A 12,546-nucleotide genomic window follows, 5' to 3' on the forward strand; every position below is an offset into this window, starting at 1 on the left:
CCGGCCCGTCGCTGGTGGGGGAAGCCTGTTGGCGTCGGCGACTTGCCGCACGTGCCGCAGGGAGTGGAGAGAAATGACCGAGTCGTACACCGTCGAAAAAGCCCCCGGGGTGAGCGGGATGGGGAGGGATTCATTCGCGAGCCCTGACGCCATTCCTGCCAACGGCCTTCGGTATGCGGTCGCCCTACCGTTCTACCAGAGGCACGGAATTTACATCGAGGATGCGGGTAGGCCCATCCAGGTGAAGGGCGGGGCCCATGAGCTGACGATCGAAGAAAAGCGATCCACCACTCAGACGATCCCCGTGGGTGGCGGTGGCGGCAGCGAGGACTGGCGCAGCACCGTCAAATCTGTACTGGGGATCGTCGTGAAAACGGCGGAGAACGCTCTCAGGGCGAAGTACCCCAACCTCCCGGACGGCGCGATTTCCGGCCTGCTCGGATTCAGCGCAAGCAGCGCAGATTCAGTCAGCAAGCAGGAGAAGGTCTCCTTCAGCGTCAGCGACAAGGTCAAAATCGTTCCTCTCACCGGAAAGACGATCCTTGCCCGGCCTGTATATTTCAAGGTGAAATCAGTCTCCGACGAATGGATGAAAGAATCCGGCGGAGGCCTGAAACTGGTACGGAGAAGCGTCGTATCGGATGTCGTGGTGAAGATGGGCTGGATCCTGGAATGCCCGGACGCCAACGGGGGCATGAGGCTCGCCCGGCAGATGCCGAGCGACCCCAGAGAAGGAGTGGAATACGACTACAAGGCCGATACGCTGCTCAACATTCCCACACCTCCTGACCCCGTGGTGGATGAATACGCCCCGCCCACCGGGCCGCCCGACCGAATGGACGAAAATTCTGGCGCCAACAAAGTCCGGTGGCGATTCACCGGCCCGCAGGAAAGTACAGTGAAGCCGCTGGGGAACGGACTGCGACGCGAATCACGAGGGTTCAGCGAAGACTACTTCACGGGAATCTCGGTGCAGTGCCCACCCCCGAAGTACCAAGGAGATTCCAGGACGTACGAATCCTATCGATTCGATTACCGCATCGAGGGAACGAGTCCGAACCTCGGAAACTGGGACTGGGAAGAGCGGTCGGCGGGAACAGTTTCCTTCGCCAACGGCACGAGGACGATCGACCCGTGGGAGTCCGACCCCAGGACCATGGCTCAGCACCGGGGAATCCCGGCCGACGGCAGCGAGTACACATTCGACCTGCGATTTCACGCCTACCTTGCCACAGTGGCGGCTGACCCGAAACTGAGTGTCAACATCATCCCTGTCGCCTAGATCGATGGAAGACACCGCCTGGCCTGCGGGGCGTCTCGGCGCTCGGTCAGCGTGTCCGCGGGGCCTGGGCCGGGCGGGGGCCGGTGAGTTCGACGCCCCCGTCCGGGTTCCGTCGTCCGGCGAAGCCGGAGCGGAGGAGGACGCCGCCCCGGCCGGGGCCGGCGCGGTGGCCGATGACGTCGAAGGGCAGCGTCCGCCCCCGCGCGCACACCTCCCCCGGCTGCCCGGTGCGGAGGTTCTCCCCCAGGGCGCCGCGCACGCTCAGCCGCACGCCGGGCGCCGCCCCGACGACGGGGCCCGCGCCGGCGGTCGGGTCCTGTCCCGCGGCGTATGTGCTCACCGCCCAGGGCAGCACGCTCCGCCCGGGCGCGAACTCGGCCCGCAGGGGGGTGGCGGGCAGCAGCTCGGCGTGCCGGGCCGCCAGTTCGGGCGGGCACGGGGCGCCCACGAGGAGGACCGTCCGGGGCCGCGGCGGGCGGGGCTCCGCCGCCAGGGCGTCCAGTACGCGCGTGTACTCCCCCGTTTCGCAGACCGCGACGACCCCGTCGAGCCCGGCGACGAGCCCGCCGGGCCGGGCGTGCAGGGTGCTGCCCGAGGCGAAGGCCCACCACATCGCGGAGAGGGTGGCGGGGCCGGTGGGGTGTTCGGCGACGGTGACGGTCCGGCCCGCCGGGCCGATCTGCGCGGTTCTGGCGGCCATGGCCAGGTGCCAGGCCCGGTGGTCGACGAGGTGGCCCGACGACGCCTCCGGGTCCTCCTCGGCGGTGAGCAGATAGGCGGGTTCGGTGGGGGCGGAGCGCGGCAGGGCCCGGTCGAGGGGCCGGGCCGCGATCCGCTTCCACAGCTCGGGGTCGTCCAGGAGGAAGCTGCGCCGGCAGCCGCCGTGGTCCCAGGCCCGCTGGGTCGCGCGGCCGCACAGGACGGTGTCGGCGCCGCTGACGGCGGCGGTCCTGCGAGCCTGCCCGGTGTCGAGGTCGCGGGGTACGGGGACGCAGACGCCGCCCGCCTTGAGGACGGCCAGCTGGGCGACGACCGCCTGCCGGTGGTCCTCGCAGTGGACGACGACGGGGTCCCCGAGCTGGACCTCGGCGCGCAGCAGGGCGGTGGCGAGCCGTGCGGAGAGCAGTTCGGCCCTGCCGTACGAGAGGACGTGGCGCCCCTCGCGGACGACGGGGGCCAGCGGGTGGCGCCGGGCGGCCCGGGTGAACAGCCCGTCGAGCGTGCGGGCGGCCGCGTCGGGCCGGTCGTGGGCTGGGGCGAGGGGGCGGACGGGTTCCCGGAGTCCGGCCGAGAGCATGTGTGCGTCTCCTTCTGGTCCTTGGTGGCCGCGACGCGGCTGCCGGCCGCTCCCCCTAGGGGGTGACGGAGGTGGAGCGGTCGCGCTCCCGCACCGGTTCTCCGGTGGGGCTTCCCGGCTCCGGGACGATCACGGGCTTCTTGTACGTGCGGGTCAGCAGCGGTCCGGTCATGGCCGTGGTGACGAGGGCCATCACGACGAGCAGGGAGTACAGCGAGCCGTCGAGCAGTCCGGCCTGGAGTCCGACGCCGAGGATGACGAGTTCGGTGAGTCCGCGGGTGTTCATGAGCGCGGCGAGGGCCACGGCGGGCCTGCCGGGCAGCCCCGTGCCGCGGGCACCGAGGTAGGTGCCGCCGAACTTGCCGGCCACGGCGACGAGCAGGACGGCGGCCAGTTCCGCCGTCTCCGCCCAGCCGAACTGCCGGAGGTCGACCTTGAGTCCGGCGACGACGAAGTAGACGGGCAGGAGCAGCGAGGTCACCGTGCGGGTGCGCTGCATGAGGTCGGCGCGCAGCCGTTCGGCGCCGTCGCTCGGCATGATCAGGCCGAAGAGAAAGGCGCCGAAGATGTAGTGCATGCCCATGGCCTCGGTGGCGGCGCCGCAGAGCAGGGCGCCGATCAGCATCTGCGCGTACCACCAGGAGGAGGTGGTGGCCCGGCCGTCGCCGCGGCGGGTCCGGTGGCGCAGCCAGGGCCGTACGACGAGGAAGAGCACGAGGACGAACGGGATCATGAGGGCGACCCGCCAGTGGCTGCCGGAGCTGCCGATCCCGGCCTGTACGCCGGCCAGGGCGGTCCAGGCGACGATGTCGACGAGGGCGGCCGTGGCCAGGGCGATGCCGCCGAGCGTGGTGCCGGTGAGTCCGCGGTCGGAGAGGATCCTGGCGAGGACGGGGAAGGCGGTGACGGACACGGCGAGGCCGATGAAGACGATGAAGGCCGCCTTCTGGTCGGTGGGGTGGCCGCGGAGCAGGAAGTAGCCGAGGCCGATCCCGAGGACGAAGGGGACGGCCGTCGAGCCGAGGCTGACGCCGGCGGCCATCCGGCCGCGTCCGCGTAACGCCTGGCGTTCGATCTCCAGGCCCACGCCGAACATGAAGAGGGTGACTCCCACGTCGGCCATCGCGCCGAGCAGCGGCCGGATCTCGTGGGGGAAGAGGGTGTCGGAGACCGCGCCGTTGAGGAGGGTCGGTCCGAGGAGTACGCCGGCGAGGATCTCGCCCACCACCGGCGGCTGTCCGATCCGGGTGGCGAGATGGCCGAGTCCGTGGGCGAGGACGAGGATGAACGCGAGGTCGAAGAGGAGGAGTGCCACCTGGTTGCTGCTCATGGCGACCACTCTCCTTCAGCCGCCTACAGATGCTCTGAACGGTCTCTGATGGCTCCGTGGGCGTCCCGCGGGGGCACGGGTGTGCCCCGTGGCCACGGGGGGCGCACGGGGCACACGGTTCCGGCCCGCTCCTTCCGGGCGGGTGGGCGGCTAGGCGACCGAGGCGGCCGCCTGGAGCAGTCGGGCGACGGCGGCGCTGCGGTGGGGCAGTGGCTCGCGTTCGGCGCACTCGGCCGCGTAGAGCCGCATCAGCTCGGGGAAGCGGTACTCGCCCCGGCCGGCCACGACCAGCAGGTGGTGCTGGGCGAGCTGTTCGAGGGTGACCGCCGCCGCGGCCTCGGTGGTGCCGGTGAGGTCGGCCGCGGCGGACACCGTGATGAGGCCCTCGCTGAAGAGCCCGAGGAGCCGGAACATCCGGGCGGCCTCGTCGGGCAGCGCCTGGTAGGACGTCTCGAAGAGGGTGTGCAGGCTCGTCGAGGCGTTGCCGCCGGCCGCCAGCCGGTCGAGCCTGCCGTGTTCCGCGGCGAAGCGCTCGACGAGTGCGGCGAGCGGCACGTCCTGGTTGGCCGCCAGGGTCTCGGCCATCATCCGCAGGGCGAGGGGCCGCCCTCCGGACAGTCCCACGAGCCGCCGGGCGACAGCCTCCTGGTGCCGCAGCCGGTCCCCGCTGAGGCAGCGGAGCAGCGTCAGGGCGTCCTGGGTGCCGAGCGGGCCGAGCCGGAGCAGGTGCGCGCCGTCGCGGACGGCGAGACCGCCCAGGCGCTGCCTGCCGGTGCTGAGCACGCAGGAGGAGCCGCCGGGGATCAGCGGCCGTAACTGGTCGGCGCTGAGCACGTCGTCGAGCATGACGAGGACGCGCTTGCCGTGCAGCAGGCTCCGGTACAGGGTGGCTCTGCTCGCCAGGTCCCCCGGGATGCGGGCGTTGTCGCCGCCGAGGCTGCGCAGCACCTGGAGCAGGGCTTCGGAGGCGCTCAGGGAGCGGCCCTCCATGCTCGTGCCGCGCAGGTCGACGTAGAGCTGGCCGTCGGGGAAGTGCTCGGAGACCCGGTGGGCGAGTGCGAGCGCGAAGGCGCTCTTGCCCACGCCGGCCGGTCCGTCGACGACGACGATGGGGGTGGAGGCGCTCCGGCCGTCGTTCTCGGTCAGGAGCCGGGCCAGCTGGCCGAGTTCTCGGGAGTGCCCGACGAACCCCCGGGCGACGGGAGGCAGTTGGGCGGGCCTGGGGGTGTCGGTGAGCAGCATGCGGGCCTTGGCGGGCTCCGGGCCCGCGGTCCGGGGTCCGGTCGGGGCGATCGCGTAGCTGCCGGCGGGCCCGGTCCAGGTGCCGGGGCTTCCGGTGAGGATCTGCTGGTGCAGGGACCGGAGTTCGGGCCCGGGGTCGATGCCGAGTTCGTGCCGCAGCAGCCTCCTGGTCTCGGCGTACACCTCCAGGGCGTGTGCCTGGCGGCCGCAGCGGTAGAGGGCCGTCATCAGCAGCCAGCGCAGTTTCTCGCGCAGCGGCTCCTCGGCTACGGCGCCGAGGAGCACGGTGACGGCCTCGACGGGGCGGTCCGCCTCCAGCATGTCGGCGGCCCACTCCTCGACGGCCGTGAGCCGCAGGTCCTGGAGCCGGGTCCGTTCCATGGCGGCGAACGGTCCGGGCACCCCGGAGTGCGCCTCGCCGTGCCAGAGGGACAGTGCGGACTCCGCGGTCTCCAGGGCCTCCTGGAGCCTGCCCTCGGTGCGGGCGCGGCGCGCCTGGGCGTGCCGGCGGGCGAAGAGGGTGGCGTCGACGGCCTCGGGGTCGGTCTGCAGGGCGTATCCGCCGGCGGTGGAGATGAGCAGTTCACCGCTCTCCCGCCGGCTGCGTTCGGGTTCCAGGACCCGCCGGAGCCCGGCGACGTAGGTGTGGACGCCGTTGGCCGCGGTCTGGGGGATGTCCCCGCCCCAGACGGCGTCGATGATGTGGTCCACGCTGACCACGTCGTTCGCCCGGCCGGCGAGCAGCGCGAACACGGCTCGCTGCTTGGGCGGGCCGAGGACGACTTCTCTTCCGTGCCGCCAGGCCCGTACCGGACCGAGCAGTTGTACTTCCAAGAGCTCCCCCGCTGTCGGCATCGCCCTGTCGCCTCCTGAGGTCGTGTGCGCGGTCGTCGGACCGCTCGGTGGGGGGTGAGTCAGACATTCAGACGCTTCTCGGATGCCGTCACCGGCACCGCTCCGTGCCCGGTGCCGCGGGCCACCAGGCGGTCCGCGACGCACTTCAGCTTCTCCCGGGTCTCCTCCAGTTCCCGGTCGGGTACGGAGTGTTCGACGACGCCCGCACCCGCCTGGAGCCAGGTCTCGCCGCCGCGGCGGAAGACGCTGCGCAGGGCGAGGGCGGCGTCCATGGAGCCGTCCTGGGCCACCGTCATCACCGTGCCCGCGTAGAGGCCGCGCTCGCGCGGCTCGCTGGCGACGATGGCGTCGTACGCGGCGTGCTTGGGCACGCCGGAGGCGGTGACGGCGGGGAAGACGGCGGCGAAGGCGTCCCAGGGGCTGGCGTCCTCGGGCATCCGGCCGACGACCTTGGAGGCCAGGTGCTGCACCGAGCCGCGCTCCTTGATCACCATGTACTCCTGGACGACCACCGTCTCCGGCTTGCAGGGTCCGGCGAGTTCGTCGACGGCGACCTTGACCGAGATGGCGTGCTCGTGGAGTTCCTTGGGGTCGGCGAGGAGCCGTTCGCGGAGCCGCCGGTTCTGCTCGGGGTCGCCGGTCAGGGCCCGGGTGCCGGCCAGCGGCTGGCTGGAGACGGTGCGGTCGGGTTCGACCTCGACGACGGTCTCGGGGCTGAAGCCGAGGGCCTGGAGGTCTCCCATGGCCAGCAGGTAGGAGCGGGCGGGGGTGTTGGCGCGGCGTCCGGCGAGGTAGCTCGCCGGGAGGTCGACGTCGGAGCTGACGGGGACGATCCGGGAGACCACGGCCTTCTGGAGTTCGCCGTCGCGGATGCGGTCCACGACGCCGGCGATGGCCTCGCGGTAGGCGGCGGCTCCGGCCTCGATGTCGGCGGTGACGGGCCGGTCCGGGATCTCCGGGCCGGGCCGCAGGGCGGTGAGGGCGGCCTCGACGCGGGCGGTCTCGGCCGGGTCCACGCCGCGCAGGACGGCCTGGTGGCCGGAGAGGCGTATCTCGGTGCGGGGCACGACGAGGTGGAGCAGGACGTCGTTGTCGACGGGGCGGCCGGCGACGGCGTAGGCGAGCTCGAAGGCGGTCCAGCCGTACGCGCGCCAGCCGTCCAGTTCGAGGCCGTCGAGGAACTCGCGCACCTGGGCCAACGGGTCGCCCTGCCAGGGCCGTTCGACCGTGTGGCCGTCCTTGGTACATCGGACGGTGTCCCGTTTGAGCAGGACCTCGGCCGCGATGCCGCCGGCCACCGACCAGCCGTGCGGGCCTTCGTAGACGACGTAGGTGGCGAACAGGCCCGAGGCGGCGAGCCCGGTTGCCGCGACCAGTGGATCGACATGGGTGCGCACGATCGTTGAATGGTACGAGAAAGCCATGGTTCTTCCTCCTGCAGCTGACGACCGAAATTGACCACTACAAGGGCGGAAAACACTCGACCGATCCCACAGGAGATAACCAGAGAAGTATTAACGAAGCGTTACGGAAAAGGCAGCACGGGAAGAGCGTCGCGGAATGGGACCGCGACGCCGACCTGGCCCGAAGAATCGTTTAGGCATGCAGGAGGAGAGCACCTTGCCGTTCTCTCCCACACACCGTCGTGCACCCGGAATTAGTCCGCTGCACCCGGGTCGCCGACTCCCCCGACAACGCCCTGAAAATCCCCAGGAGTGGTCGAACAGGTGGCCGACTCTACCTAACAACTTCAACTCAAATCAACAAACTTTCGGTCACCCCACGATTTGACCACACCATGGATGAATTCCCGTCACGAAGGACTCGGTGAAGGCGGCCCGGCGCTTTTGCACGGGGGAGTTGCCGGGCCGCCCGGGACCCTGCCCGTCGCACCGTCCACGGATGAGCGGCAGGGCCGTCTGGTACGGGCGCCGACGCCGTCGTCGCCTCCCGCGATCGCTCCGCCTCCTTAGTTTTCTTACTCGTAAGACGTACGCGTACAATAACTGTAGCCCGGGCTCCTGTCGATGTCACCCCCCTCCCCAAGAGCCCAGCGCAGCACGGTGATCCGGCCTGCGGCCGGAGCGCGGACCGGACAGCTCCACGACTCCGATGGGAGAAGCAAGGATGAAGCCCCGAAACGGGCGCAGAGGAGGTGCGCGGCGGGCCGCACCCCTCTCGCAGGAGAGCATCGTCGTGGCCGCGCTGCGCATCCTCGACGACGAGGGACCCCGGCAGCTGTCCATGCGCCGGCTCGCCAAGGAACTCTCCATCACGCCGATGGCCCTCTACCACCACGTCCGCGACAAGCACGAACTGCTGCTCCTGCTCGTCGCCTCCCGGTCCCGGGGCGCCGTCCGGCCCGTCCTCCCCGACGACCCCCGCGAGCGGCTCCTCGCCGCCGCCGAGCTGCTCCACGACGTCCTCGCCCAGTACCCGTTCCTGCGCGAGATCCTGGCCTCGCCCGACCTGCTGGCCGTCGCGGCGCTGTGGGTCATGGAGGCCCTCCTCGACGCGGCGGTCGAGTGCGGGCTCACCCTGGAAGAGGCCGCCCAGGCCCATCAGGCCATCTGGCACTACACCGTCGGCGTCCTCCTGATCCGTACGACCAGCCGCCGGCACCACGCCGAACTGACCCGCCCCACCCAGCGCGAGCAGGTCTTCGCCACCCTGTCGCCCGAGGCGTTCCCCCGAGTCACCTCGCTCGCCGACCGCTGGCCCGCGCTCACCGCGCGCGACACCCACCGGAGGGCCCTGGAGGACATCGTCGAGGGACTGCTCGGCGGGCGGCGGCCCCACCCGGGAGAACACGCATGAACACGCACCCCGCACCGATGATCGGCATCCTCGGCGGATACGGGAACGTGGGCGCGGCCGCGGCCCGCATCCTCGCCGCCGAGGGCGGCTACCGCCTGCGGATCGGCGGCCGTTCGGCCGCCGCGGCCTGGCGGATCGCCCGGCAGCTCGGCGCCGGCGCCGAGGCTGCGGTGGTCGACGCCTCCGACAGCCAGAGGCTGACTCATTTCAGCCGTGGCTGCGCCACCGTCCTCGACTGCTCCGGCACGGCGTTCTCGCTGCGCGGCCGGGTCCGCGCCTCCGTCCTCGCCGCCGGCGTCCACTACGTGGGCATGACCGACGACGGCGGCTCACGCACCCCGGCGGGACCGCGCTCCGCCGTGCTCTTCACCGGACTCTCCGGCACGCTGGCCGGCTGGGTGCCGCGCTGGCTGGCCGAAGGGCTGGACTCGGCGACCCGGTTCAGCGGCTGGTGGGGCGGGCTCGGCGCCATCCCGCCCCACACGGCCGTCTCCTGCCTGCTCGGCAAACGCCTCGCGGTGGACCTCCCGGAGGAGCCGTACGGGGCCGGCGGGCCCGCCACCGGCCCCACGGGCGGCACCGGCGGCCGTACCACCGCCCCGGACGCGGCCGACGACGAACTCAGGGCGCTCGCCGAGGAACTGCCCTCCCCCGCCCCGCCGCTGCCGCCCCACGCCGTCGCCGTCCGCCGCGTCCTCCCCGAGGAACTACGGCAGCAGGCCTACCTGCTGAGACTCCACGAGGCCCACTGGCACGAGGTCCTCAAGGGGCCCGGGGTACCCGCCTTCCTCGACCGGTTCGCCCTCGGACACCCGGCGGCAGGCGACGGCGGGGCCCTCATGGCGGCCGCGAGAGAACTGGCCAGGGCGAGCCTCCGGGACGCCGCCGGGAGCTCTCCGTACCAGGTCATGTACGGGTCCCTCGACGGTCTGACGCCCGACGGCACCCCGGTGCGGCGCACCGCGCTCCTGCACTGCACGGACGTGTCCGGCCTCGTGGGAGTGATCGCCTCGATCACCACGGACGAGGTCACCCGGGGCCGGGTCCCGTCCGGCGTCCACGTCATGGCGGCTACGCTGCCGCCCGGGGACACCGCCGACTGGATCACCCGTCACCTGCCGCGCACGACGGCCCGGACGACGGAGGTCCCGACCGGCGGACCGGGCATGATGACATCGGCGTCACCCTCCGCCCGGCGCCCCGGATGAGCGGGACGGCCGGTGCCGGGGCCGGGCGGCGGCGGACCCGGGCCGGGCCGCCACCGCCCCGCGACCGACGCCCCGTTCCGCACCCGGCACGAGCAACAGGAAGACACGAGGATGACACCTCAGACCCGACGCACCGGCAGGACCGGACGCCCACCCCGCCTGTCCCAGGAGGCCATCCTCACGGCCGCCCAGCACGTCCTGGACACGGAGGGGCCCGAGCACCTGTCGATGCGGCGGCTGGCGACGGAGCTGTCGAGCACCGCGATGGCGCTCTACCACCACGTGCGCGACAAGGACGAGCTGCTGCTCCTGCTGCTGGAGCGGCACGCCCAGCGGTTCCCGCGCCCCGAGCTGCCGGCCGACCCGCGTGAGCGGCTGATCGCGGCGAGCCAGGCACTGCACGACATCCTCGCCGAGTGCCCGTGGATCGTGGAGGTGCTCGCCTCCGACGACCTGATGGCGGTCTCCGCCCTGTGGATCGTGGAGAACATGATCGACGCGGCGATCGGCTGCGGGCTGAGCCCCGAGGAGGCCGTCTACGCCTACCGCGTCATCTGGTACTACACCGCGGGCGAGCTGACCATCCGGGTGAACCGGGAGCGGCACCACGCCGAGCTGGAGCGGCCGCCGCACCGCGACCGGGCGTTCGCGGCCCTGACCCCGGAGGAGTTCCCCCGGCTCGCCTCGCTCGCCGCCCAGTGGGACGAGATCACCACCCGGGACACCCACCGCGAGGGCCTGCTGGCGATCGTGGACGGGCTGCTCGCCCGGACCGGGCCCGGGCGGAAGGCGACATGACGTCAGGGCCCGGACCACCGTCCGGTGGTCCGGGCCCTGACGCCTGATCGGGGCCCCGGCGGTCCGGCCCCACCAGACCCCGGCCCGGTCAGGTCTCCAGCTGGGCGAGCAGCGCCCGCTTGTCGACCTTGCCGACGCCCGTCATCGGCAGCCGCTCCAGGACCACCAGCTGGTCGGGCACCTTGTACGCGGCGACGCCACGGCCCCGGAACGCGGCCTTCACCTCCCGCAGGGTCGGCGGGTTCGCACGGTCCCGCGGGACGACGCAGGCGCAGGTCCGCTCCCCCATCAGGGCGTCGGGCAGGGCGATCACGGCCGCCCCGAGGAGCGGGAAGGCGGCGAGCAGATGCTCCTCGACCTCCAGCGTGGGCACCTTCTCCCCGCCCCGGTTGACCACGTCGTTGATCCGGCCGACGACCTCGAAGTCACCGTGCTCGGTGCGCCGCACGAGGTCGCCCGTGCGGTAGAAGCCGTCTTCGGTGAACCGGGTGCGGTTGCGCTCCCCCGCGCGGTAGTAGCCGCGCAGGGTGTACGGGCCACGGGTGAACAGCTCCCCCACCTCCCCCGGTCCTGCCTCGGCCCCGTCCTCCCGGATCACCCGCACCTCGTCGGCCGGTGACAGCGGCCGCCCCTGGGTGTGGACGATCACGTCCTCGGGGTCGTCGAGCCGGGTGAAGTTCAGCAGGCCCTCGGCCATCCCGTACACCTGCTGGAGGGTGCAGCCGAGGGCCTTCGGGACCTGGCGGGCCGTGTCCGGATCGAGCCGGGCGCCGCCGACCTGGAGGACCTCCAGGGAGGACAGGTCGTGGTCGGTCCACTCCGCCGCGTCGAGCCAGAGCGGCACCAGCGGCGGGACGAGCGAGGTGATCGTCACGCGTGCCCGCTCGATCAGCGGGAAGCAGGCGTCGGCCGTGGGCGCGGGGGCGATCACGGCCGTTCCGCCGGCGCGCAGCGTGCCGAGGACGCCGGGGCAGCCGAGGGCGAAGTTGTGCTCCACCGGCAGCGCCGCCAGATAGACGCTGTCGGGGCCGACCCCGCAGAGCCGCGCGGTCTCGCGCAGTTGGTACGCGTAGTCGGCGTGGGTCCTCGGGATCAGCTTCGGCGGCCCCGAGGTGCCGCCGGACAGCAGGAAGAGCGCCACGTCCTCGGGGTCGGGCGCCGGCAGCGCCACGGGTTCCGCGTCGACGGACGACAGGGCCGTGAACGGCCCGGGATCGCCCGCCACGAACACCTGCCGGAGGCTGTCCGTCCGGTCGAGCACCTCCTGGGCGAGGAGCCGGAAGTCGCAGTCGAGCACCCGCTCCGGGCAGACGTAGGCCGCCGCCCCGGCCGTGCTCACCAGGTGGGTGATCTCCGCGGAACGGTGCGCGGGCAGCGCGTACACCGGCAGGATGCCGGTGCGGAACAGCGCCAGGCTCAGCACCACGAGCTCGGCCTCGTCGAGGAGTTGCACCACGACCCGGTCGCCCGGTGCCAGACCCGCGCCCAGCAGCCCGGCGGCCATGCGGTCGGCCGCGCGGTCGACCTCCTCGTGGGTCAGGACCCCGGCCCGCGTCACCAGAGCGGTTCTCGCCCGTGCCTCCGGTGCGCGGGCGGCGGGCCAGACCCCGAGGACCTCCGTGGTCCAGTAGCCCTCCTCCCGGTACGTACGAACCGCCGACTCAGGCCACGGCACACAGCCCTCTTGCATGGGAATCCTCTCGGGTCCGGTGCGGAA

General features: G+C 72.3%; 9 protein-coding genes. 4 read left to right on the forward strand and 5 right to left on the reverse strand.

The features are described from left to right. The first annotated feature begins 73 nt into the window (after positions 1 to 73). A complete protein-coding gene (locus tag DEJ43_RS02420; RefSeq protein ID WP_015031708.1) occupies positions 74 to 1,282 on the forward strand; it encodes a hypothetical protein in 1,209 nt (402 codons plus the stop codon). 46 nt (positions 1,283 to 1,328) lie between these two features. On the opposite strand, the gene DEJ43_RS02425 is transcribed toward DEJ43_RS02420, so the two are convergent. The 4 genes from DEJ43_RS02425 to DEJ43_RS02440 all read right to left on the reverse strand — a co-directional run bounded on the left by DEJ43_RS02425 (position 1,329) and on the right by DEJ43_RS02440 (position 7,430). Next, on the reverse strand, positions 1,329 to 2,579 hold the full coding sequence (locus tag DEJ43_RS02425) for an AMP-binding protein (RefSeq protein WP_015031709.1): 1,251 nt from the start codon (positions 2,577 to 2,579) through the stop codon (positions 1,329 to 1,331). Between the two features lie 55 nt (positions 2,580 to 2,634). Then, positions 2,635 to 3,909, reverse strand: coding sequence for a cation:proton antiporter (locus DEJ43_RS02430; RefSeq protein WP_015031710.1), 1,275 nt, complete (start codon positions 3,907 to 3,909; stop codon positions 2,635 to 2,637). 150 nt (positions 3,910 to 4,059) lie between these two features. Continuing rightward, positions 4,060 to 6,006, reverse strand: a complete 1,947-nt coding sequence (locus tag DEJ43_RS02435; protein WP_015031711.1) for an AfsR/SARP family transcriptional regulator — start codon at positions 6,004 to 6,006, stop codon at positions 4,060 to 4,062. 59 nt (positions 6,007 to 6,065) lie between these two features. Next, positions 6,066 to 7,430, reverse strand: coding sequence for a salicylate synthase (locus DEJ43_RS02440; protein ID WP_015031712.1), 1,365 nt, complete (start codon positions 7,428 to 7,430; stop codon positions 6,066 to 6,068). A gap of 703 nt (positions 7,431 to 8,133) precedes the next feature. Here DEJ43_RS02440 and DEJ43_RS02445 point away from each other — a divergent pair. The 3 genes from DEJ43_RS02445 to DEJ43_RS02455 all read left to right on the forward strand — a co-directional run bounded on the left by DEJ43_RS02445 (position 8,134) and on the right by DEJ43_RS02455 (position 10,829). After that, positions 8,134 to 8,823 (forward strand): TetR/AcrR family transcriptional regulator, encoded by a 690-nt coding sequence (locus DEJ43_RS02445; RefSeq protein ID WP_015031713.1) that lies wholly within the window; start codon positions 8,134 to 8,136, stop codon positions 8,821 to 8,823. Continuing rightward, positions 8,820 to 10,031 carry a saccharopine dehydrogenase NADP-binding domain-containing protein gene (locus DEJ43_RS02450; RefSeq protein WP_015031714.1) on the forward strand — a complete coding sequence of 404 codons (1,212 nt, stop codon included), beginning with the start codon at positions 8,820 to 8,822 and terminating at the stop codon, positions 10,029 to 10,031. Before DEJ43_RS02445 ends, DEJ43_RS02450 begins: the two co-directional genes overlap by 4 nt. A gap of 111 nt (positions 10,032 to 10,142) precedes the next feature. Further along, positions 10,143 to 10,829, forward strand: a complete 687-nt coding sequence (locus DEJ43_RS02455) for a TetR/AcrR family transcriptional regulator (RefSeq protein ID WP_015031715.1) — start codon at positions 10,143 to 10,145, stop codon at positions 10,827 to 10,829. 88 nt (positions 10,830 to 10,917) lie between these two features. On the opposite strand, the gene DEJ43_RS02460 is transcribed toward DEJ43_RS02455, so the two are convergent. Further along, a complete protein-coding gene (locus DEJ43_RS02460) occupies positions 10,918 to 12,519 on the reverse strand; it encodes a (2,3-dihydroxybenzoyl)adenylate synthase (RefSeq protein ID WP_015031716.1) in 1,602 nt (533 codons plus the stop codon). Positions 12,520 to 12,546: the final 27 nt, after the last annotated feature.

The organism is Streptomyces venezuelae ATCC 10712, assembly GCF_008639165.1.
GTDB lineage: Bacteria > Actinomycetota > Actinomycetes > Streptomycetales > Streptomycetaceae > Streptomyces > Streptomyces venezuelae.